The organism is Sphaerisporangium corydalis (assembly GCF_025506355.1).
Lineage (GTDB): Bacteria > Actinomycetota > Actinomycetes > Streptosporangiales > Streptosporangiaceae > Sphaerisporangium > Sphaerisporangium corydalis.
Genome location: NZ_JANZYP010000010.1, coordinates 127,258 through 150,090 on the forward strand (window position 1 = coordinate 127,258; position 22,833 = coordinate 150,090).

Below are 22,833 nucleotides of genomic sequence, written 5' to 3' on the forward strand. Positions count from 1 at the left end.
CCACATGCAGGGCACGTGTGACCGATCAGCTCCTGGCGGATGATGGCGGGCGGGCTTCTCGACGAGGGGGAGGGGCGGCAACCTGCCCCGTCACCCTGAGGTAGTCGTACACCTGTCTCGCGATGACCCGGGCCAGGCCCACTGGCACGGCGTTGCCGATCTGCCGGGCTATCTGTGTCTTGCTCCCGCACCAAAGGAAGCCCTCTGGGAAGCCTTGCAAAAGTGCGGCCTCATAGTGAGTGATCGGTCGATCCGCCCAGGGATGGAGGTAACGTCCCTTTTCCGGCTTGTAGAACTCGGTCCGGATGGTCACCGAAGGTCGGTCGATGTACATCCTGCCCATCACATCATGGGAGCCTGACCGGTGGTTCATCCAGCTCTCAGTGGAGCGCTCGGGGTAGATGTTGTGTCGGTTGCCACCTGGCGGGATGTCCGCATATCTGAGAAGTGACAGTTCGGTCGGATTGCGGCCGATATGGAGATCGGACGTCTTGAAGATCCCCGGCATGCCCTTGCCGAGCAGGTCGCAGCGAGAGTCGGGAAGGTCCGTGGTGCTCGGATACTCCGGAGTCAGCGGCCGGCCCTTCACACCGAAGACCGAGCTGACCGGCACCCATGTGGCCAGGTGGTCCGTGCCTTCGAAGAGAGATGCGTCGATCTTCTTCGGATCGAGATGGGTGGGCGCGGGATGTTTCAGAGGAGACCTGTCCGGATGGAGTCCTACCAGGTCCCGGTGCGTGGCCAACACGATGGTGCGTCTTCTGGCCTGTGGCACTCCGTAGTCGGAGGCAAAGAGGCGTTTCGATTCGAGCACGTAGTCCTTCAGATCACCTCTTTCGGCGGCAGCGGTGAGCGCTTTGTACTCGGAGGAGATGAAGAAGCGGTCAACGTTCTCGATCACGAAGATCTTCGGCTGGAGCCTCCCCACCACCTTCATGTACTCACGCCACAGTTGGTTGCGAGGGTCGCCTGGGTCTTCCTTGCCAAGGCCGGAGAAGCCTTGACACGGAGGCCCGCCCAGGATGACATCCACGTCGCCGTGGACATCGCCTGGATCCCAGTCCTTGATGTCACCGGCGAAGATGTGGCGAACGCCGCCTGCCTCCGCCGCGAAGTTCGCGGCATAGGTCGTCGCGGCGGCGAGGTCCATCTCGACCGCGCCTGCGACTCGAAACGGTGGCCGATCGACGTCGTGGGGCGTGAACTCGTGGAAGCCCTGTGTGAAACCGCCACAACCTGCGAACAAGTCTACGACGTTGAGGTGATCGGCAGGTACGGCGTTCATGGCGGTACCTTACCTAGGAGCGGGATGAAGAATATCGCTTGGGTGGCAATGCCCCCCATGTTGTGACCGCTCCACCTTTGACCTCGGGTGATGTCTTCATCCGCTCAGTGCTCGTGCGAGCCCAGTGCCGAGGGCGGTTGCGAGCGGTGGGGGGCAGGCATGCCCGACCTGGCGGTAGCGCGCCGTCTTCGCGCCTGTGATCACCCACTCCTGTGGGAAACCCTGAAGGATGGCGACCTGCGGAACGGTCAGTTTCGGCAGTCCTTTCCGGTCGGTGGGAGCGGTGCCCACCCGCAACACGAAGTCCGGTCCGGGGACGTCGTCGGCGATGCTGCCGCCGTTGACCCCGAGTCTGGCCCAGATGTTCTTCGTCCGTGTCGGACCGAGATCGGCCCCGCCCCTGTCCTTGGACCCGCCGATGATCGGCGGCGCGACCTCGTTCGCCATGACCCGCCATTCCTCGGCCCCGGCCCAGCCGCGACTCGCCATCGATCGCCAAAGCGTGTCGCCGACGGTGGCTGCGTCGCCCAGAGGATCAGGCCACTGGAATCTAACTAAATCGTCCGGGCGCATGGCAACGAGCACGCCGTGTTCACGTCGCTGAGGCACGCCATAGTGCTGGGCATCGAGCACACCCCAGAGCCATTGGTAACCGTTGCTCTTGAGCTCGCTCTCGACGAAGTCACGTGTCTTTATGAGCCGCCGGTCCTTGACCAACGCGGGGACGTTCTCAAGCATGATCACGCGAGGGCGAACCTCGATCGCCAACCAGATCGCCGCTCTCAGCAGATCGTATCGATCTTCTACATGCTTCTGCTTGGCGGCGACGGAGTAGGGGAGTCGGGGAAGCCCGCCAGCCAGTAGATCGACGTTCAAGACCTTCGGATGCTCATGTCCGACGAAATCGATAAGATCAAGCTGTTTGACGTCCCATGCCGGGCGGTTCGCGCGGAGGGTGGCGCAGGCATGCGGATCGTTGTCGATTAGCATCACCGGATCGAAGCCGGCCTTCTCCAAGCCCAGTGCCTGACCGCCTGCTCCGGCACAGATTTCCAGGCTGGTGAACCTTGTCATCGTCGACTCCTCCGCGTCAGGTTGGAGAGTACCGGGAGAGGAAGAACCTTGATGACCGCCTTCGCACGCTGATCTGGTCTCGCGAGCCCTCTCGCTTCCGTACGGTTGGGTTATGGTGGCTTCGAGACCGGTAGGGGCGTCCAGCGAGGGCGTGCGTAAGAGCATGCAGGCGAACAAAGGGCGAGACACCAAGCCCGAACTCTCCTTGAGACGTACGGTCCATGCACTCGGTCTTCGCTATCGTGTGGGCGCTCGACCCTTGCCGAAAGTCCGTCGGACCGCTGACCTGCTCTTCCCCCGTGCCAAGGTCGCGGTCTTCCTGGACGGGTGCTTCTGGCATGGCTGCCCGGTCCATCACAGTGTCGCCGTGACCAACGCCGCCTACTGGGCCGAGAAGGTCCGCCGTAACCGTGAGAGGGACGCTGAGACGGATCGCCTGCTCACTGAGGAGGGATGGTTGGTCATCCGCGTCTGGGAACACGAGAGTCCAGTAGAAGCGGCTTTACGGGTCAAGAGAGAGGTGACGTCTAGACGAAAGTGAACTGGTCCGGGATCGGTAAAGTTTGGTCAGTTCGGTCGTGAACAGGTCGATCTGAGACTCCGTCAAGCCGATGTTCAAGAGTCGCCGACACTGCTGGCCCAGGCATCAATGCTGGCTTGGAGCAGGTCGGCTGTGAAAGTGAAACAGATGTATTGAACGGACCCCGGGGATCGCCAGCGCTCGCCGAGCATTCAGCCAGCCACCTCATCTTGGATACCCTGCCACTCCACCACGGTAGGGCTTCTGCTTCCGGATGGTCGCATGTGACGGGCGGCGCTCGCTCGTTTCACCCAGGTGTGGTCAATCCCCGAACATCGATCATGATCCGGCGAAAAGTGTGGTGAGAACCTGCGAACATCCGTAGTCAGTTCACAAGAAAATCACCTACTGCCAATGCTGGTACGACCAGGTCAAGGGCGGCGGCGAGTTCGAGTCGGCCGGCACGAATCCCGGCCATCGGCATCTCGGCTTGGCTCACGCCATCTGTACGGCCGTGCCGCACGCCTTCGGCGACGCCGGCGGACACCGCGCCATCGTGTACTCCCGCTGCGGCCGGTCAGGGCCGGTCGGCGGGCGCTTGCACGCTGTTGTGCGGGGGCTGGGATCGTTGCCAGGGGTCGCCGGTGGTGTTGGTGGCGAGGTGGTGTTCGTAGGCGGTGACCTTGGTGGAGATGAGGTCGAGGCAGGCATGTAGCTGGGTGAGTTGTTCGGTGATGTGGTGCTGGTGGGTGCGCAGGAGTTCTAGGCGTTCGGCTTCGTTGCCGGTGCCTTGGCGGACGAGGTGGGCGAGGCGGCTGATGGTGGCAAGGGGCATGCCGGAGGCTCGGAATTTGGCGCAGTTGGCCAGCCATTCGATGTCCCATGCGCTGTAGACCCGTCGGCCGCTCTGGTCGCGGCGCACCTCGCCGGCCAGCAGGCCCTCGCGCTCGTACAGCCGGAGGGTGTGGACGCTGAAGCCGGTGCGCTGGGCGACCTCGCCGATGGTCAGACCGAGATCTTCAACGGTGGGCAGATCTTCGTTTTCAGCGATGCTGGAACCCGAGTCCTGGAGGGCGGTCAGATTCGCGTCCTCGCTGATGCTCGAACTCGTGGTCCGGCTCGAGCCTGCGTTCTTCATCGTGCCGATGTTAGCCAGTTGACCTAGACCTTGGTCTAGGACCTAGCGTTCGCGGCATGATCACTGACAGGACTGATGACATGAGCCGCGGCGCGTTCGGAGCGGCCAGTACCGCTGATGACGTGCTCGCCGGGATCGACCTCAGCGGTAGGACCGCGGTGGTCACGGGTGGCTACTCCGGCGTGGGGCTCGCGACGACCCGTGCCCTCGCCGGTGCGGGGGCACGGGTCGTCGTCCCGGCTCGGCGGCCCGAGGCAGCGCGGGAGGCACTCGCCGGTGTTGAAGGGGTCGAGGTCGACAAGCTCGATCTCGGCGACCTTGCTTCCGTCCAGGCGTTCGCCGAAAGATTCCGGGACCGCCATGCCACTCTCGACATTCTTATAGCCAATGCCGGGATCATGGCCTGTCCCGAGACGAGGGTTGGGCCAGGCTGGGAGGCGCAGTTCGCGACCAATCATCTTGGCCACTACGCGCTGACGAATCTGCTGTGGCCCGCCCTCGCAGCGGCGGGTAATGCCCGGGTCGTCTCGGTCGCCTCTGGGTACGACCCGGAGTCGCGCATCCGATGGGACGACGTGCAGTTTGCCAGCGGCTACGACAAGTGGGCCGCGTATATGCAGTCCAAGCTCGCGAATGTCCTGTTCGCCCATCACCTCGATCTGCTCGGCGGGCCGCATGGGGTACACGCTTTCTCGGTGAGCCCCGGCTGGATTCTCACGCCGCTGCAACGACACCTTGAGGTCGGTGAGATGGTCGCCGCTGGCTGGATCGATGGGGATGGGATCCCGGCGCCGGGGCTGTTCAGGACGCCGGAGCAGGGTGCGGCGACGCAGGTGTGGGCCGCCACATCGGTCGAGTTGGAGGCACACGGCGGCGAATACTGTGCCGACTGCCACATCGTCGGGGACAGCCCGGTGGACAGTGGTGAGGCGTCCCGGCTCTGGACGCTCTCGGCCGATATGACCGGCCTCGACCTCGTCCGCTGAGACGGATCCGCCAGTATGTGGCTGCGGCACGGTACTGGACGTTAGATGAGGCGCTGAGTACCGGCAGGTCCTAGGAAATACTGCCCGAGCCGAAGGCGAGGACCAAGACCCGAGGAGACGGTGCAGGATCTTGCCCAGGTTCGCCCGGGCCGGAGGTGCGGAGCAAGACGCTTTCGCCGATCAGCGCCGAGGAGGATCTGGAGGCCGTTAGTGGACACGGCACTGGTCGTTAGGTGGGGCGCTGGGTGCCGGCAGGTCCTGGAAATACTGCCCGAGCCGAAGGCGAGGACCAAGGTTCGGAGGGACACGGTCATCTCGTCCAGGCGCCTGTGCTGGGGGCGGGGACCGTTCGTTTGGGGGCCGTTTGGTGGCTGTCGTGGATACATGTCGGTGTCACCTCGTTTGGGGACCTTGATCAGGTGTCCGTCACGTGGTGGTGTGAAAGTGCGAGGCGTGCTCATGTCGGGGATCGCTCCACCACGCCGGCGCGACGCAGGTCATGAACGCAGTCCTTCGAGAAAGCGGAAGAATGCGAAAACTGGCGTCATTCACGTCGACCGCGAGGGCATCGAAGTCAGCGACCGTGTCAGAGAGGAGTACCTCGAAAAAGCGGTTCCGGTTCGGGATCGTGCTCGGCGTCGCCGCGCTGGGGGTCGTGATCCCCGCGGCGCCGGCCTTCGCCGATCCGCCGCACAACCTTCCCCAGTCGGCCGGAGGGTGGGAGTCGTCGTTCTCGCCGGCCTTCGACTATGACGGCGACGGCTGCTACGCCACCCCCGCCATCGGACCGGACGGGACGCTCGCCCCGGGCCTGAACCCGACCGGTGCGGTCAACGGCAACTGCCGTGACCAGTCGGACCTGGACAATTCGCAGACCTACGCCCGGTCGAAGTGCAACAACGGCTGGTGCGCCGTCGTGTACGCCAGCTATTTCGAGAAGGACCAGGCGCTGCCCGGTATCAGTCTCGGCGGTCACCGGCACGACTGGGAGCACGTCATCTCCTGGATCAACCAGGGCTCCAACCAGGTGGACTACGTGTCGACCACCCAGCACAGCAGCGTCGTGACCTACGCGCGCTCGCAGGTGCGCTTCGACGGGACACACCCCAAGGTCGTCTATCACAAGGACGGGGCGTCCACGCACTTCTTCCGGCTCGCCAACGGCAACGACGAGCCGCCGGAGAACCATTACCACAACTGGCGATACCCCCCGCTGGTGGACTGGAACGGCTATCCCAGCACTTCGCTGCGCGACAGGCTGATGAGCGCGGACTTCGGCTCCGCGACCATCAAGATCAATGACGGTAGGTTCGCGGACCTGCTCGCGAACGCCAAGCCGAGTGGTATTCCCTTCGATCCCCGGGCCTGATGACCCCATAACGACCCCGCCGTGAGAGCGCCTGTCGAATAGGCGCGCTCAGCGGGTCGGCAGCGCGGCTCCCCGGGACGGTGACGGGCGCTGTGGTGGGCCGGAGTCGGGTGACTCCGGCCCACCGAGGCTGTTCTATGGCGCCGGGTAGTCCGTGATGTACACCGGTACGCCGATCTTGGTCGTGTCGGCCGGGTCGCCCACGCCGTTGACGACGTGGTCGATGATTCCGGCACTCAGGTTGACGGTCATGATGTGGTGGAGTTTGACGCCCGGGGTCGCGGGGACCTCGAAGCCGTTCTCGGTGTGGATCGCCGGGTTGTTCTGGTTGAAGACGTAGACGCCGGCGCCGTAAAGCTTGTGGGTCTTCACCCGGTTGCCGACCTTGTACCCGGCGTAGCCCTCGACGGAGCCGTTCATCCAGTCGGCCTGCGTCGGCGGGTCGTACGGCAGTTCGTTCTGGTACAGGATGGTCGTCCCGTCGTCGCCGTTCCAGACCGTGTTGTACCGCTGGAAGTGCTCGACGAACAGGCCCGTCGCCGTCACGTGGTCGCCGTTGATGACGGCGCCGTAGCGGCCGATGTTGGTGTTCCAGCGCTGGGTGTCGGTGAAGCCCTCGACGCCGTGGTCGGCACGCCACACCCACGTGTGGTCGATCAGCACGTTGTCGCTGTTGACCTCAAGTGCGGTGTCGGCCTTGCCGACGTGCGGCCCGCCGACGCGGAAGTACACGTCGGACAGGGTCGTCGGGTTGTTCGAGCCCGGCCGCCTGCCGTGGTCGTCGCCCCTGCCGTGGTCGTCCCTGCCGTGACTCCTGCCCACGCGGAGCAGGACCGGCGACTTCTGGAGGCCCGCGTCGATCGTGACGCCGGCGATGACGGCGCCGGGGACGTCGGCGACGTCGAGCGGGGTCGAACCGTTGACGGCGGTGAGGGTGGCGTGCCCGATGCCGAGGACGACCGTGTCGGGACGGTCGACCTCGATGCTCCGCGCGATGTCGTACACGCCGGGGGTGAGCAGCAGGTGCTTGCCGCGCGCGAGCTGGCTGTTGATGACCCGCACCGAGTCCGACGGCTTCGCGACGAAGAAGTCGCTGATCGGCAGCGTGCGGCCCGGCGTCATGCCGTTGGCCCAGGTGACGCCGCGGGTGTTCTTCTGGGCGGCGGGCACGCGGACGTTGTACCGGCCCTGCGCGTCGACGAACAGGTACGGCTTCTCGCGGCTCACCGGGGTGGTGTCGAGGGTCGTGTACGGCGGGTTCGGGAAGGCGGCCTCGTCCGGGGCGCCGACGACGCCCGAGAAGACCTGGTTCCACACGCCGTTGGACCACCCGGCGACCTCGGTGTTGCGGGTCAGCCACTGCTGCTGCGAGCCGTTGGTGACGGACGGCAGCTTGGAGTCGGCGATGAAGCCGCCGCTGGCGTACTGCGGGCCGGCGGTGCAGTAGTCCATCAGCGACAGGGTGCCGCCGCTGATGTTGAGGCGCCGCATGGACACGGCCTGGGAGACGGCCCAGAAGTTCGCCGACGACCTGCAGCCGTCCTGGCCCGCCGCGTTGATGTTGATCGACAGGTTGGACAGGGTGCGCCAGAAGTTGACGAGCGCGAGGCAGTTGCTCGTGCCGCCGTTCTCCAGGCAGCGGTTGTAGACCTCGACCTTGCCGTTGATGACGACGTCGGTGGGCGAGGCGCCCAGGCCGGCGATCTCGGTGTAGTAGCCGACCTTGATCTGGAGCGGGTTCTCCGCGGTGCCGTACGTGCCCGGCTTGAACAGGTAGGCGTGGCGCGTGGTGCCCATCTCGTTGTCGACCTGCGCGGTGTGCGCCGCGTCGAGGGTCGCCGCGATCTCACTGACCGGCATGCTGGGGTCGAAGATGGTGACGTTCGGCCCGAAGTCGGGGGCGTGGGGCCCGGGGGAGGCGGCGGTGGCGGCCGTTCCCGTCGTCATGACGGCGGTCGCCAGCACGAGGCCGAGCGTGAACGCGCGTCCGAGCCGTCTGCGGCCGGGGAGCCGCCTCGCGGAACCTTCGTTGCCAGGAGTCCGGGTCGTCATACGGTTCGTCCTTTCCGCTCGGCGTGCGGCGCCGTGTGGACGGGAAACGGCGTCGGGATCGGGCGAACGGCGTGCTTCGCCGGATAGGGAAGCGCTCTCGGATGATGGGCATTCACAGAGGTCACGGCCTGTCTACTGGGGGGTGGGCAGCCGGATATGACGGAACAGAGCGAAGAGAGCGCTCTCTCCGTAAGAGGTGGTTATCCAGCGGCGGAAGATGGATGGTGTTGGGATGTTTCTATCGTGTGAATCGGTCCAGCGCTACGCCCGAGCGACGGTTGATTTTCGCGGACGGGCGATCGGTGGCCCGCGACCAGCGGGTTCAAAGGGAAACGAGGCCCCCCGATGACGAGGGACCTCGTGGTCTCGATGTGGACGGGGCGCGGCTCCGGGTCTCCGCGCCGGTGATGCCGTTTCAGGCCCGGAAAGCGACGGCCTCAAGCCCGGAAAGCGACGGCCTCAAGCCCGGAAGGCGACGGCCTCGGGTCCGGAAGGCGACGGCCTCGGGTCCGGAAAGCGACGGCCTCAGGCCCGGTAGGCCCTGGTCTCCGGCCCCGGTCGGCACCGGTTTCAGGCTCGGAACCCGTCGGCGTGTTCGCGGGCCCACTGGGCGAAGGTGCGGGCCTGGCGGCCGGTGACCTTCTGCACGGTGCCGTTGGGGGTGGACCCGACCTCATGCTCGGTGCCGTAGATCCGGAGGAGGAAATCGACCATCTCGCGGCGGCCGATTCGCGGGGGGTCGCCGAAGACCTTGAAGAGCAGCATGTCCGGCGGCGTGCCCTCCTCGACCCACTCCTTGCGCGTCTGGTCGGGTGTGAGCTCCTCGAACCGCAGATCCCTCCCGGTGACCTCGGAGAGGACGCGGATCTTGTCTCGGGGCGTCAGCACTTCAGGGCCGGTGAGGGCGTAGGTCTGACCGGCGTGGCCGTCCTCGGTCAGGGCCACCGCGGCCACGGCGCCGATGTCGGACTCGTGCACGGGCGCGCTCTTCCGGTTCCCGTACGGCTCGCGGATGACGCCTCCGGTGCGCAGGCGCTCACCCCAGTCGGTCAGCGTGTTGCTCATGAACTCGATGGGCTTCAGGTCGGTCCACTCCAGCGTGCTGGATCGGATGGCGGGCTCCAGGGTGCCCTCCTCCCAGCCGCCGAGGACGGTGACCCTGCGCACCCCCGCTCGTACCAGCAGGTCCGCGATCTCCTGCCCGTTGGCCAGCGGCCGGTAGTCCTGGCCGAAGTTGATCAGGTGGACGGCGGTGACGCCGTCGAAGACCCCTGTCAGGGTGGCCGCGTCGGTGAGGTCGCCGGCGACGACGTCCACGCCTTCCGGCAGGCGGGCCCTGGCCGGGTCCCGGGTCAGCGCCCGGACCTTCCTGCCCGCGCGCAGCAGGTGCTGGACGGTGTGGCCGCCGACGGTTCCCGTGGCTCCGGTGACCAGAACGGTCATGACGACACTCCTTGTGAAGATCGATCGGTGCGGTGATTGATCCGCTCGCCACCCAAGAGGCGCCGACCGCCGGGAATGTGACATCCGAGCCAGGGAAGCGATTCAGCCCGCACGCGGGAAACGGCACCGCGCCCCGCCGGGTCGTGGACCGGCGGGACGCGGTGCCCGTGCGCTGTTCGCGGGAATCAGTTGGGCGCGGGGATCAGCAGGGGACGACCCGGTCGATGATGTCGTTGAGCTGGCCGCCGTTGTCGTAGCGCTTGTCGATGGCGAGGTTCGCCCGCCAATCGGGGGCGTAGGTCCAGAAGACGAGCTTCCAGGAGCCTTCCCAGTTGTAGAAGTTGGCCCGCGTGCCGGTGGTCTGGTTGTTGTTCAGCGAGGAGAAGCGGTCGTTCCACTTGGCACCGGCGGCGCCGGTGCCGACCCAGGCGCCGTCGGGGTAGTGGTACCCGCTGAGGTCGTAGGAGCCGCAGGTGTAGAAGCGGATGCCGTTGCCCCCGCCGCCGGAGTGCTCCCACGCGCAGAGGTACTGGTAACTGCACGAGGCGGCCAGGGCGGCGGAGTCGGAGGCATTGCGCGGCAGCATGAGGATCATGCCGTCGGCGATCTTCACTTCGGTGTCGCTGATCTTCTCCGCCTTCGGGTTGAGGCGCAGGACCTCGTCCACCGTCACCTGCCTCTCGACGGACGGCGGCGCGGTGGAGGCGGTGGGCGAGGGCTCGGGCGCGGCCTGGGCCGGCGCGGCGGTGACGGCGATCGCGCATGCCGCGGTCAGCGTGCCGGCGAGCGTGGCGAGCGTGCGGGTCAGTCGCATCGGACTGCCTTTCTGGAGAGTGATGATGTGAGGTGCGGCCTTGCCTTGAGTGCGTCCGTGCGAGGTACGCCACGCCTGCCGCGCGTATGCGTGTGATCAGCCCCGTTGGATGGCGGCGCGTCGATCGGCTCGCGCCGCTTCCCGTCTCCCCCGAGTCGGTGCCCCCCGGCCCCGTGTCCCCAGCGCCTGATGAGTGGCGCTTTGTGCCGGTTGAGATCCCTCTGATGGCACTCTGTGGTGGTACGAGATGATTCTCTGGTGGCCCGGCCTGCGGCGTCATTGACGCGCGGTGCCGAGTCGTTGACCGTTCGTGCCGGACGGAGGCCGGCCGCGGGCCCGCCGCCGGACGGCGGGCCTAGGCGTGGGCCTCCTGGAGTGCGAGGCGGCGGTAGGCGGAGGGGGATATGCCGTAGGCCGACTGGAAGGCGCGGGTGAAGTGCGGGGGCGCGGCGAAGCCCCAGCGGGCGGCGACGGCATGGGCCGCCCGGTCGCGCAGTGCCGGGTCGGCCAGGTCGCGCCGGCAGCGTTCCAGTCTCTGGGCGCGGATCCAGCCGGAGACGGTGACGTCCTCGTCCTCGAAAAGCCGGTGGAGCTGGCGCAGCGAGATCCCGTGAGCGGTGGCGATCATGCTGGGGCACAGCCTCTCGTCGGCCAGGTGCCGTTGGATGAAGGCGTGCACGCTCAGCAGGAGCGTACGTTGCCGCGCCTCCGGGGGGACGGCGGATCGCGAGTCCAGGTGGGCGGCCAGCAGCGAGGTGATCAAATCGGTGAACGTGGTGCCCAGCCTCGACAGCGTGCAGGGTCCGTACTGGCCGGCGTCGGTGGTCAGGCGGGTCAGGAAGCCGGGGAGCAGGGCGCCGACCCCTTCGTGGCCCGGCAGCGGGGTGGCGGTCAGCCGTTCGATCCGCTCCGGCGGCAGGGGTACCAGCGCGCGGGGGAACTCCACCATGAAGCCTCTGGTCTCCTGATCGGACACCGTCGCCAGGTGGTACGGACGCGAGGTGCCGTACAGGGTCAGCTCGTAGGGCCGCAGCCGGGCGCACCTGCGTTCCTGCGTCACCGCGGCGTCGCCGTGGACGGGGAGCACGAGCTGGAACATCTCCGGGTCGGATCGGCTGATCATCTCGGGGGTACGGCGCAGGCCGCACGAGCCGGTCAGGGCCAGGGCGGAGACGCGGACCGCGCCCATCGCGAGGACGCGTGACCGAATGTGGAAGCGCGGCGGGTCGGCACTGGTGATCTCCACCGGGCCGACCACGCGGGACATGTGCTCGCGCAGCAGTTCGAGCCGCTCAGGCACCGGAAGGTGCTCGGTCTCGTAGATCTCCATGGCGTGACTCACTCCCCTTATTCGCTCGCGGGTCGTCGTACGCCGCTCGCCGGGAGAGTCGGGAAGGACAGGCTCGAAGGCCTTGCTGAAGTTCTGAGGTGCTTCCTCCACATGGGTTTTGGATCGTTCCCCCGGTGGTGGCGTGTACCGTGCGGTCCCGTCGCACGGTGAGCCCGGCTGCGATTCGCGGTCGGGCCTGCCTGGTGGCGCCCTCGATCCGGCGAGGCGGCCAGGACGAGTATGTGTCGCGGCGGCGGGAGCTCACAAGGAGATGGGCGTGACGTGGGACCGTGGGACGCTGGGATGCCCTGACCTGCGGTCACGGCCGACGAATGGGACGGCTGGGACGCCCTTCACGCGTGCATCCGTGCGAACTACGCCGACAGGCGTCACCACCACACCGGCGACAAGATGGGACGGGGTTACGGCGGGAAGCCCCACGGTTCCGGTTCTATGCGGATGGGGCTTGTGAGGGCTAGGCCGTGGCGGATGGGGACCAGGACCTCCGCCGTGTCCGATCTCGCGGTGATCGCGCTGAGCAGGAGTGGCAGGGCCGCGTTCAGGCGGTGGCGGTGGAAGGTGCCGTCGGGTCGTTGGACGAGGGCCGTGGCGACCAGTGTGCTGTCACCCGTCGTGTGCCCGTGGCTCGCGCCGCTGATGCCGATCACGTGATGACGTGGACGTGAGGCCGTTTCCACGGGCAAACCGGCCCAGCGTGGCAGCCGGACCCGGCACTCCAGCGGGTCGTCCGGGCGGGGTCGGAACGCGTGCCCCAGTGGCCGGAGACCGTGGGCGGCGGCCGTTCGCCGGTCCATTACCCGGTCGTACGCCGCGCCGCGGCTGATCAGGGTGGCGTGACGGCAGAGGGTCCCTTCGTCGTCGAACGCGCGCGTCGCGGGGGCGAGGTACTGAGTGCCGGCGGCGTCTCGTCCAGAAGGGTCGAGGGCGTTCGGTTTGAGGGGGTCGATGAGGTCCGGTCCGCCGAGGAGGCCGGTCAGGACCTCGGGGCGGCCGGTCAGCTGGCGTGTGATGATCTCCAGGAGTTGGGCCGACGCCCAGGCCGACAGGCCGGCTCCCTCGGTGATCTCCGCTGCGTTCAGCGACGTGCCGGGGGACAGGTCGCCGAGGGTGCCGGGGAGGGGGTCACCCCGGTCGATCGAACCGATGAGGTCGGTCAGCGACGCGCCGACCCAGGCGCGGGTCAGGCCCGGCGGGTCGCCGCCGGTCACCGTGCACCAGCTTCGGGTGGTGCTCTGTACGAGCAGGCGCCCGTCGGTGGCGACGTAGCAGCGGGTCGTCGTCTGGGCCATGGCTCGTACGAGGCGCGGCAGGACACCGGAGGCGTCGGCCACCGCCTGGGCGACCCGGACGGCCGCCTCGGCCGGTGTCGGTGCGGCGTCCACCGGCGCGCCGGTGGTCCAGGTCCGCTGCTCGGGTGGGTCGTCCCGCTGGCCCGGGTCGGGGATGCCCGTGGCCCCGGAGATCGAGGCCAGCCGCGCGGTCATGGCGACCAGTGGTCGAAGGCCCGCTGATCCTTCCCATGGCGCGCTCGTCTCCGCGGCGACCCTGGAGTGCCATGCCCGGCAGATCGCGTGGGACATCTCGGTGTGCGTCGTGGTGAGGCCGTCCCTCGTGGTGAGGCCGGTAGTTGTGGTGCGCCCGCCCGTCGTGGTGGGGCCGGTCGTTGTGGTGGGGCCGCCGGTGTGCCACGTCGCCTGCTCGCCCCTCTCGGTCACGATCAGGATCTCGGCGGGCGACCCGCATGCGGCCGAGCGCAGTTCGGCGGGGTCGGGCCAGGCGGGTCCGGTCATGTCGTCACTTCGGCCGGGCCGGTTCGGAGGCGCCTTCACTTCTGTGGCCGGGGCTGGGAGGTCATGCGGTTGCTGCGCATCGTCGGTCCCACGGTCCGGACCGGGACGAGCTGGTTCTGCTTCGCGCAGCGCGCGTCCACGTGGCCGCTGTCGCCGCACAGCGCGTCGATCGTGCGCAGGGTGGCCGTGGTCTCTCCGGTGAGAGTGAACGGCTGGAGAGGCGGCCCCGGTCCGTCGCGGCCGATCAGCCGCGCCTGGTCCACGTGGAGGGTGAACCGGCCGGAACGGGGGTCGCACCACGCCGAGGCGATGGAGTGGACGAAGACGCCTCCCGAGGAGTCGCCGATGACGACGGTGGGGTCATGCGGCCCGGGATGAAGCACTGTGGTCGTCATCCTCGGCAGCGGCGGGAACCGGTAGTCGGCGCGCCGGGCGTGCCCGCCTGGACGGAGCTCCGCGCTGAGTGAGCCGGTCACCGTGCCTTCGGTGACGAGGCTGACCGGGCGGGCGGTGTTGCCCACGTCGTCCACGTGCGTGGCCGCCCACGACGAGGGGTCGGCGGGGTCGTCGACCACGGTCAGGTCCGGGCAGGCGACGCGTTCGCCGTGCCGGAGGGGGGTGCCCGGGTGCGCGGCGACGTCCTCCTCGAGGAGGTGACCGCAGATCTCGTGGAGGAGCATGCCGGAGACGCCTGGCGCGAACACGACGGGCACATCGCCGTCCGGGGCGCTGACGGGGGTCTCGCCGAGGCAGAGCGCGGCGCGTGCCGTGTCGGCCGTACGGCGCCCGATGGGGAGTGGGGGCGCGTCAGGGCCGGGAAACCCCGGGCCGCAGAAGCCGCGCCGGCCCGTTCGTGGATCCAGGACGTGGAAGGCCAATCGGGATCTGTCCCGGCAGGCGGTGCGCGGCTCGCCTTCATGATGCCGGGTCGCCACGGTCTCCAGGATCACGACCGCCCTGCCCTCGGGCCGGAGCAGGGGGTCGCCGCTCGCCAGGTCGAGCCGTGCCGCCTCGGCGAGTTCGACGAGCCGGCCGACGGTCGCGACGTGCTGCTCGGTCAGAGAGGACGGCCCGGCGAGGCCGCCGTCCGCCGTCGGCCTGCCCGCTTTGGGAAGGCCGTACGCCGCTGGTCCGCACGCTTCCAAGAAGCCGTGCCTCGTCGGTTTCCCCGATTCCAAGAGGCCGGCCGCCGTCGGCCTGCTCGCTTCCGAGAGGGCGTACGGTGCCAGGCTCTCCGCTTCGGAGAGGTCGTTCGTGAGCCATTGGCTGATTGTCTGGACGGCGGTGGTTCCGAGGGCGGCGACCTGGATCCGCCGGGACGCTCCGCTGATGCGGGTCTGGAGGGCGATCCCGTACACCACGTGGACCGACGGGATGACGGTCTCCGCGTCGAATGCGGCGGTGAGCAGGACTTTGTGCTGGCAGTAGATGGACCACTCCGCGAGCCCCCTGGCGGCCAGGAGCTCGGCCGTTTCCTCCAGCGTCCAGCGCAGGATCGCCGTGTCCCGGCTCTGTGATGGGTTCTGTGTCGCTTTCATGACCATCGGTGACACCGCCTCGGTATGGGGACTTCACTGGCCCCTCACCAGGTCCTCGGGGTGCCTGCCGCCGGGGGACTCGAACGGTACACGCATAGGCACCGCCTTCCGGACAAAGCCCCACACCCCCATTCAGGCATAAATTAGGATAAACAGCTAAATCTCCCCCATACACCGCTTCTATGGACGCTAACCGGCAAGGGCGCCGCAAGATGTCGATTCGGCGTGAGGTCGTGACGATCTTGCGATAGGTTCCGTACCGGGAAGATCAGGTACGTTCTTTGGCGTTTCACGCATCTGGTACGACCCGTTACCGAGAATTACCGAATGATGCTGACAACGAAAGGAGGTGCGCTATGGGTGACGAGATCATTGAGGAGGAAGAACTCGGGATGATCGTCATTTGAGCGACGCGGCCGATCGCTTCGGAAATCGTCGTGGTGTCATTAGCGACGGGGGTCTCGTGCCCCCGTCGTTTCTTCCGGAAATGGCTCTATGAACATGATCTCTCGTCATCCGGTGAGCGTTCGTCAGGACCCGCCCAGCGGAGAAACCGTCAATTTCGCCGGCCCTGATGATCTCGTCGAATGGGCGGCCGACGCGGTCCTCCGCCAGTTCGGCACCTCGCCCGCGGTGTCCGCGGTCTACCTCGCCGGGTCCCTGCTCGCCGGGCTCGGTTCGCCGACCAGCGATGTGGACGTGTTCGTGGTGCGGGACGGCGCCGACGAGACCGAGGTCCCCGAACAGTTGCTCATCGGAGGACGGCGGTTCGACGTCGAGACGTTGCTCCCGGGCACGTTGCGGACCCTCGTCGAGGACGTCACCTGCTTCGAGCGCGTCACCTACGGCGACATGTCGCCGGTGCACCAGAGCGAGTCCCGCTACGACCTGGCCGTACGACTTCTGCTCAGCCGCCCGGTGCTGACCGGTAAGGAATACGAGGACGCCGTCGCGCTTCTCCGGTCACGGGAGCGGGAGTTCCGGCGCATGCTCATCACCAAATGGGCGGCCGAGTGCCTGGCCATTCACGAGGACGTCCGGGGAGCGTTCGAGGACGACCAGCGGGACGACGCGCTGTTCAGCGCCGCCGACCTGATGCGGTACGCCGCGCAGGCCTACCTCGCCGGGTGCGCGGACCTGTACGTGAAGCACAAGTGGATCCCCAGGAAGCTGCGCCGCTCGGGTGGCCCGCGTTTTCCCTACGGAGAGTTCCGCCGGCTGCTCGGTGGCTGGCCGGAGGGGCGTGAGGAGCAGGGCGGGCTGCTCGCCGAGCGGGTCAGGTTCTGCCAGGCGATGGTGGTGGCCGCCCTGGTGGACGGGTGGGAGGACGCGCGCGCCGCGGAATGGCGTTCCTGGTCGGCGTCGACAGGGCCGGGGTCCGGGCTTCTGCGTTCGGTCGAATGGATGCCATTACGACTGACCGACCGGATCGTTCTCGCCCAGTCCATGGACAAGGCGTTCCGGATATCCCCCCAAGGGCTGAGACTGTGGGGCCTGTGCGACGGGCGCGACAAGGCGGACGTCATCGGCGAAATGATGGATCACCTGAAAGACGAGGGCCTGCGCGGGGAAGTGGAATCGTACCTCAGGCGGTTCGAGGACAACGGCCTCGTCGTCCACGGTTGATCGGCCAGGCCGAGGGACCTGTTCACATATTGGTTCGACGCGTAATCGATTCGGGGAATGATTGGTGAGCGAGTTCTCTCCAGATCACGACGGCATTTCCGTCCGGCGGCTGGTGCGCGAGTTCAGGTCGCGGACCGGCCCGCCCTCGACAGCCGTCGACGACCTGTCCTTCGACGTCCGCCCAGGTGAGCTGGTCACCCTGCTGGGCCACAACGGCGCCGGCAAGACCACCACGGCGCGCGTCCTCGTCACCCTCCTCGAACCGACCTCCGGGTCGGCGTGGGTCGCGGGCGCCGACGTCCGCACGCGGGCCCGTGAGGTCCGGCGGCGGTGCGGGTTCTCGTTCGGCGGCGACACCGGTCTGTACCCCCGGCTGTCGGCGGAGGAGAACCTGAGGTTCTTCGCCACTCTGCACCGTCTCGGCGGCGCCGCCATGCGCCGGCGATGCGCGACCCTGCTGGACCAGGTCGGCCTGGCCGACCGGGCGGGGGACCGTGTCGAGTCCCTGTCACACGGCCTGCGTCAGCGGTTGCACATCGCCCGCTCGCTGCTGCACGACCCGCCGGTGCTGGTCCTGGACGAGCCGTCATCGGGGATCGACCCCGTGGCGGCCCGCGACATCCGTGCCATGCTGCGCTCGTTGGCCGCGGATGGGCGGGCCGTGCTGCTGACCACGCATGACCTGGTCGAGGCCGAGCAGCTCAGCCACCGCGTCCTCGTGCTCCGTAAGGGAAGGCTGGTCGCCGAGGCGACACCGAGCAGGCTGCGGCAGCTCGCCGCGAACTCGCTCGGCACCCGGATCGAGGTGGAGTTCGACGCCCGCGTCGAGGCGGAGATCCTGCGCGACTGCCCGGGGCTCAAAGTGCACGAACCGATCGGTTCCGGGTGGAGCATCCTGGTGTCGGACGGGGCCCCGGCGACGTCCTGGCTGCTCACGACGTTCGGCTCCTCCATCGTCCACCTGAACGTGTCGCCGCCGTCCCTCGAGGACGCCTACGTCGAACTGGTCGGGTCGGTGTGACGATGGCCATCGTATGGGCGTCCATCCGGACACACCTGCGCCAGCAGGGACTCTCGCCGGTGGCGTGGCTGCTCTCGGGACTGTTCCCGATCGCCCTGGCCTACGTCGCGCGCCAGCTCGGCCGCGAGGCGGATCTGCGCCTCGTGGCGGGGGTGTCCGCCGCCGCGATGATCGACACCGCCGCGGCCCTCGTCGTCCTGACCGTGCTGTCCGAACGTCAGTGGGGCACTCTCAGGACGGTGGCCGGCACGACGCGGCGGCCGGAGCTGGTGCTGGTCGGCAGGCTGTGCGGGGTCCTGATCCAGACGCTTACCGTCGTACCCGTGACGTACGCGTTCGTGTCGGTGGCCTGGGGCCTGGTGCCCGTACCGGCCCCGGCCGTCGCCGTGGCCGGGGCGCTGGTGCTCGCGGCGGGTGTGGTGATCGTCATGATGCCGCTCGTCGCGGTGCTGGTCCGGTTCCGCTACCACCCGGGAATGACGAACGGGATCCCGGCCGTCATCCTCGCGTTCACCGGAGCGCTGGTCCCGCTGGCCCAGCTGCCTTCCCTGATGCGCGCGTGCGCGACGGTCCTGCCGTCCGCGTGGGCGATCGAGGCCGTCGGCTCCGGGCAGTGGCGGACGCTCGGCTACGGGGTCGCGGTCATGGCGGGCTGGGCGTTGCTCGGCGGCGTGCTTCTCGTGCTGGTGTTCAGACGGCTCCGGCTGCGGCCGGACGCGTTCGAGGTGTGATCCGCCGTGGCTGACCGATGGCTCACCTACGCGTGGCTCTCCTACAAGGGTCTCTACACCTGGCTCAACCCCTGGGGTTATCTGTCATCACGTGTCGTGCGGCCGATCGCCGTCTGCCTGCTGTTCCTGCCGCTCGGCGGAAACGATGAGGCGGCCATGCTGCGGTTGCTCATCGGCAGCACCCTGCTCGTCATGGCGACCGACGTCGTGTTCGGCGTGGCGCTGGCCGTGGGCAACGAACGTTCCTTCGGCACCCTGGGCACGGTCATCGCGAGCCCGGTCGGGTTGCCCGCGACCCTGGCCGCGCGGGCGTTCCCCCATGTCGTCGACTCCTTTCTCGGCTCGGTGACGACCGCCGTGATCGCCGCCGCCGTGTACGACATCCCTCTCACCCCAGGCCAGATCGCGCGCGGCGTGCTGGCCCTGGTCGTGGTCGGCGTGAGTTCGACCGGGGTGGGGATCGCCGTCTCCTCCGTGGCGTTGCGGTTCCGCGACGTGTTCCTCGCGCCGAACATCGCGCGGGTCGTGCTGATCGCGCTGTCCGGGGCGCTGGTGAGCGCCGGCGATCTGCCGGAGTGGCTCGGCGTCGTCTCCGGCGCGCTGCCGATCCACCACGCGATCACCTACGTCCTCGGCGTGCCGGACGGACGAGCATTCGCCCTGGTCCTGGAACTGGCCGTGGGCGCGGCCTGGGCGACCGCCGGTTACGTCCTCGTCGGCTTGATGATCCGCTCGGGAAGGCGGGCCGCGACCGTGGACCTGACCTGAACCCCGGCGGCGGGACGACACGTACACGACCTAGGCGGAAGGAAGCCGGCATGGACGAGACCACCCTCCCTCCAGCACTGCGAGAGGCCGTCACGGTCAAGACGGCGGGCGCCACCGGAGTGGCGCGGCTCGCGATCGCGGGCCTGCTGGAGATCGTCGAGGACCGTACCGCCCTGCGTGCGGCGGCGGCGTTCCTGAGGGAGAGGCTGCCCGGCTATGCCCCGATCTGGCATATCGCCAATGCGGTCCACGGCGGCGAGCCGGGTCTCGCTCTTCGCCGGATCCGCGCAGAGCTTGACGAGGCGGTCGAAGCGAGCGTGGTGGCGGCCACGCGGTGGGTGGTCGAGCAGGGGGGAAGGGTGACGGCCGCCCCGAGCAGCTCGGTCGTCACCCAGGTCCTCGCCGATCCAGGTGTACGGGAACAGGGCTCCGGGGGTGACGCTCTGGTGGGTCTGGCCGGGGCGGACGCCATCGGCGCGACCGGGGTGCTGAACATCCTGGGCACCGCCGAACTGGCGCGGCGGCTGCCCACCCTGGTGGTCACCACCTCGCTGAAGCTCGTACCCGAAGCGGTCTTCGGCCGGCTCGGCGCGCCGGTCTTCGAGCGGATCCCTCTGGCGGCGTTCGCCGGTGTCGTCCTGGACGGCGAGATCGTCACCCCCGACGAGGCCGGCCGCCGCGCCGAGGCCCTCGGCGAATGACCCATGAACACCCGCACCACCCCTCCCACACCCACCCACCCTTCGCCACCTCACCCTTCGCACCCTTCGCCACCTGACCCCTCGCCACCCGCCCAGGCTCCGCCATCGGCTCACCCTTCGGCGCCCGCTCATCCTTTGGCACTGGCCAACGCTTCGACATCGGCTGACCCATGGGTACCGGCTCACCTGTCGAGGCTTGTCGAGAAGCGGGCCCTGTACGCGGTCGACACCTACTTCCGGGAAAGCCTTGAGGACCTGACCGCCACGGCCGCCCTGGTCTCCGCAGACTCGGTAGCCTCGGCGGACTCGGTCGAGCGGTTCTGCCGCGACCACGCGCTCCTGCTGCTGAAACCTGACGCGGTGGCCACCCGCCGGCTCGGCCAGGCACTGCGGTGGGTCACCACGCGGGGGTTCTCGATCGTGGGTGCCGCCACGGTGACGATGAACCGGCACGCCATTCGCGCTCTATGGCAGTACGGGTTGAATGCCGCGACCCGCGACCGCAGGGACGCCGCCGACCTCTACGTCACCGCGAGCGACTGCATGCTCGTCCTCCTGGCGCTTCCCGGACGGCCGGAGCCCGCGACGCTGGTCCTCAGCCGGCTGAAGGGCCCGGCGGATCCCGCCGACTGCGGCCCCGGCCAGTTGCGTCACGAGCTGGGTGCCGTCAACTATCAGCTCAACCTGGTGCACACCGCCGACGAACCGGCCGACCTCGTACGAGAACTGGGAGTCCTCTGCGACCACGAGACACGGACGACCCTTTACCGGCGCGCGTTCACCCTCCGGGACGCCACATCGGACGCGCAGGGCACAGCGGACACCGCATCGGCCGCGCACATCATGGCGGACGCCGCATCGGACGCGCACATCATGGCGGACGCCGCATCGGCCGCGCACGTCATGGCGGACGCCGCATCGGACGCGTACGCCATGGCGGAGCGGTTGGAGGCGGCGACCCCCGCCGCGGACCTGAGCCTCGACCGCACGCTTGAGCACCTCGCCGGCCTCGCCGCGACCGTACGCCGCACCGACCCTGACCGGCGCTCCCGTTCCCGCGAGCTGAGCGCCCTGATCACCCGGGTGCGGGAGGGGCGTTCCCGGGACTGGCGCCGGCTGCTGGCGCTGGCCGGCGAGGCCGGTGTCCCCGTGACCCGCTGGCAACGCGTGATCCTCGCCACCTACCTACTGGATCCGCACGTACCTGGAGCGGCCGGCCTCCTCCCGGACGCGTCCACAGGAACCTGACCAGCCCATGCCCGACGGCCGCCCCCACGCCACACCATTCGGCCAGGTCTCCGTGTCACGCGGAAACTTCCCGCGCTCCCCTGTCACACCGTTCCTCCCGTGACGCTCGCGGGTCGCAAAGCCCGTGTGTCGGTGAGCCCGGCCCGGCACACCCATTCGGTCGCCAGGACCATGCGATCGCGCGTCCCGAGCGGAAAACCGGTCGTCCTCGCGGCGGCGACCACGTGGCCGAAATCGAACGGTGCGCCGAACAGCGCCGCCTCGATCGCGCCGAACAGGGCGAGCAGGCCGTCCAGCCGTACGGCGTCCGACGTCCGACGGTGGCGGGTTGCGCGCTCGACGGCGCCGAGCACGGGCCGGAACCGCCGCTGAAAGTCGGCGAGCGCCACGAGCGGCTCAACCGGATCATGATCCTCCGCCCACCTCTCCTCAACCGAAACCCGCCCCACAACCTCAGCCAGCGCGGAGCGATCCGGGTCGGCCGACGCGGAGCTGGAAGAGTCGGTCGGTACGAAGCGGTCGAGGCCGATCGGCGCGGAGCCGTCCGGGCCCATCAGTGCGGAGTGGCCCGGGTCGAGCATGGCCTGAATGTCGGTGATGATCCTGGCGCGCATGCCAACACAGACGTGCGCGAGCGAGATCCCGTCACGCTGGTCGGTGGCGGGCGGCAGGAGGTCGAGGACGTCGACCTTCGGCGGCGCGGCGGCGAGCGCCTGGCCGGCCGCTTCCCACAGCGCCGTGGCGTCGTGGTCACCGAGGATGGCGGCGGACTCCCTGACGACCTCGGCCGGCCCGTCCGAGGTGTGCGCCAGGTTGTTGAGCAGATTGGCGGCGCCGAGCCGGGTCCGCAGGTGGTGCGGCGCGGCCCGGCGCGGGTCCGCCGGACCCTTGAGCCCCTTGAGCCTGGCCGCGGCGGAGACGCCGTCCGCCGCCTGCCCGAACAGACCGAGGACCACGGACGGGCCGCAGGTCATCAGGTCGGCGAAGACCTGGACGCGGACCGGATCGCGCGCGCCTATCTGGTACTTCCAGACCCGCTCGATGTGCGTTGCGTCGAGGTGCCTCAGACCGGCGTAGATCACCTGAAATCCATTACGGCCCAGCCATTCCAGCGCGGCCGGCACCCGCCCGGTCGTCACGCACAACGGAGGCAACAGCAGCAGCGCGGTCGACCGGAGCACCTCCCCGCCACCCCGTGCCATCCCCAGCCCCCGCCGAAAGTCCGGATCCCGCTCGTAGCGCGCGAGAGCGGCCGGGTCCACTCCGGTACCCGCCGGTTCGGAGAGGTTCGCGGCTGCGGAGAGATCGGTATCGGTCAGGTCTCTCGCTGCCATCGGCCCTTCCTAGGTTCTCACCACCGACCGACCGGCTCGATACG

Annotated in this window: 20 protein-coding genes; 9 read left to right on the plus strand and 11 right to left on the minus strand. The window is 68.5% G+C overall.

Annotated elements, in window-relative coordinates:
* Window positions 1-25: 25 nt before the first annotated feature.
* On the minus strand, window positions 26-1,285 hold the full coding sequence (locus tag NYZ98_RS10310; protein ID WP_262842358.1) for a DNA cytosine methyltransferase: 1,260 nt from the start codon (window positions 1,283-1,285) through the stop codon (window positions 26-28).
* A 96-nt stretch (window positions 1,286-1,381) separates the two neighbouring features.
* Window positions 1,382-2,359, minus strand: coding sequence for a DNA cytosine methyltransferase (locus NYZ98_RS10315; protein ID WP_262842359.1), 978 nt, complete (start codon window positions 2,357-2,359; stop codon window positions 1,382-1,384).
* A gap of 112 nt (window positions 2,360-2,471) precedes the next feature.
* On the opposite strand from NYZ98_RS10315, the gene NYZ98_RS10320 reads away from it, so the two are divergent.
* Entirely contained in the window at window positions 2,472-2,900 is a 429-nt protein-coding gene (locus NYZ98_RS10320) for a very short patch repair endonuclease (protein ID WP_262842360.1), read from the plus strand.
* Window positions 2,901-3,264: 364 nt separating this feature from the next.
* Here the strand turns inward: NYZ98_RS10320 and NYZ98_RS10325 are convergent, their stop codons facing one another.
* Together NYZ98_RS10325 and NYZ98_RS10330 are read right to left on the minus strand one after the other, a co-directional pair.
* Window positions 3,265-3,426 (minus strand): hypothetical protein, encoded by a 162-nt coding sequence (locus NYZ98_RS10325; RefSeq protein ID WP_262842361.1) that lies wholly within the window; start codon window positions 3,424-3,426, stop codon window positions 3,265-3,267.
* Between the two features lie 30 nt (window positions 3,427-3,456).
* Complete coding sequence (locus tag NYZ98_RS10330; RefSeq protein WP_262842362.1) at window positions 3,457-4,017, minus strand: MerR family transcriptional regulator; 561 nt, start codon at window positions 4,015-4,017, stop codon at window positions 3,457-3,459.
* A 56-nt stretch (window positions 4,018-4,073) separates the two neighbouring features.
* Here NYZ98_RS10330 and NYZ98_RS10335 point away from each other — a divergent pair, with 56 nt between their 5' ends.
* Window positions 4,074-5,003 (plus strand): oxidoreductase, encoded by a 930-nt coding sequence (locus NYZ98_RS10335; RefSeq protein ID WP_262842363.1) that lies wholly within the window; start codon window positions 4,074-4,076, stop codon window positions 5,001-5,003.
* A gap of 583 nt (window positions 5,004-5,586) precedes the next feature.
* Complete coding sequence (locus tag NYZ98_RS10340) at window positions 5,587-6,372, plus strand: NPP1 family protein (protein ID WP_262842364.1); 786 nt, start codon at window positions 5,587-5,589, stop codon at window positions 6,370-6,372.
* Window positions 6,373-6,507: 135 nt separating this feature from the next.
* Here the strand turns inward: NYZ98_RS10340 and NYZ98_RS10345 are convergent, their stop codons facing one another.
* The 6 genes from NYZ98_RS10345 to NYZ98_RS10370 form a co-directional block, all read right to left on the minus strand.
* Window positions 6,508-8,424, minus strand: a complete 1,917-nt coding sequence (locus NYZ98_RS10345; protein WP_262842365.1) for an adenylyl cyclase — start codon at window positions 8,422-8,424, stop codon at window positions 6,508-6,510.
* Window positions 8,425-8,994: 570 nt separating this feature from the next.
* Window positions 8,995-9,867, minus strand: a complete 873-nt coding sequence (locus NYZ98_RS10350) for an SDR family oxidoreductase (protein WP_262842366.1) — start codon at window positions 9,865-9,867, stop codon at window positions 8,995-8,997.
* Between the two features lie 202 nt (window positions 9,868-10,069).
* On the minus strand, window positions 10,070-10,681 hold the full coding sequence (locus tag NYZ98_RS10355; protein WP_262842367.1) for a peptidase inhibitor family I36 protein: 612 nt from the start codon (window positions 10,679-10,681) through the stop codon (window positions 10,070-10,072).
* Between the two features lie 355 nt (window positions 10,682-11,036).
* A complete protein-coding gene (locus NYZ98_RS10360; RefSeq protein ID WP_262842368.1) occupies window positions 11,037-12,011 on the minus strand; it encodes an AraC-like ligand-binding domain-containing protein in 975 nt (324 codons plus the stop codon).
* Between the two features lie 422 nt (window positions 12,012-12,433).
* Window positions 12,434-13,822, minus strand: coding sequence for a metallopeptidase TldD-related protein (locus NYZ98_RS10365; RefSeq protein ID WP_262842369.1), 1,389 nt, complete (start codon window positions 13,820-13,822; stop codon window positions 12,434-12,436).
* 35 nt (window positions 13,823-13,857) lie between these two features.
* Window positions 13,858-15,360, minus strand: a complete 1,503-nt coding sequence (locus NYZ98_RS10370) for a TldD/PmbA family protein (protein ID WP_262842370.1) — start codon at window positions 15,358-15,360, stop codon at window positions 13,858-13,860.
* A 519-nt stretch (window positions 15,361-15,879) separates the two neighbouring features.
* Between NYZ98_RS10370 and NYZ98_RS10375 the strand changes: the two genes are divergently transcribed.
* The 6 genes from NYZ98_RS10375 (at window position 15,880) to NYZ98_RS10400 (ending at window position 21,455) form a co-directional block, all read left to right on the plus strand.
* Complete coding sequence (locus NYZ98_RS10375; protein WP_262842371.1) at window positions 15,880-16,986, plus strand: nucleotidyltransferase domain-containing protein; 1,107 nt, start codon at window positions 15,880-15,882, stop codon at window positions 16,984-16,986.
* A gap of 64 nt (window positions 16,987-17,050) precedes the next feature.
* Complete coding sequence (locus NYZ98_RS10380) at window positions 17,051-18,007, plus strand: ABC transporter ATP-binding protein (RefSeq protein ID WP_262842372.1); 957 nt, start codon at window positions 17,051-17,053, stop codon at window positions 18,005-18,007.
* 2 nt (window positions 18,008-18,009) lie between these two features.
* Window positions 18,010-18,738 (plus strand): hypothetical protein, encoded by a 729-nt coding sequence (locus NYZ98_RS10385; protein WP_262842373.1) that lies wholly within the window; start codon window positions 18,010-18,012, stop codon window positions 18,736-18,738.
* Between the two features lie 6 nt (window positions 18,739-18,744).
* Entirely contained in the window at window positions 18,745-19,506 is a 762-nt protein-coding gene (locus NYZ98_RS10390) for an ABC transporter permease (protein WP_262842374.1), read from the plus strand.
* 50 nt (window positions 19,507-19,556) lie between these two features.
* Complete coding sequence (locus NYZ98_RS10395) at window positions 19,557-20,207, plus strand: hypothetical protein (RefSeq protein WP_262842375.1); 651 nt, start codon at window positions 19,557-19,559, stop codon at window positions 20,205-20,207.
* A 135-nt stretch (window positions 20,208-20,342) separates the two neighbouring features.
* Window positions 20,343-21,455: a nucleoside-diphosphate kinase gene (locus NYZ98_RS10400; protein ID WP_262842376.1), complete on the plus strand. Its 1,113-nt coding sequence runs from the start codon at window positions 20,343-20,345 to the stop codon at window positions 21,453-21,455.
* An 83-nt stretch (window positions 21,456-21,538) separates the two neighbouring features.
* Here NYZ98_RS10400 and NYZ98_RS10405 read toward each other — a convergent pair whose 3' ends face one another.
* A complete protein-coding gene (locus tag NYZ98_RS10405; protein ID WP_262842377.1) occupies window positions 21,539-22,789 on the minus strand; it encodes a nucleoside-diphosphate kinase in 1,251 nt (416 codons plus the stop codon).
* Window positions 22,790-22,833 lie beyond the last annotated feature (44 nt).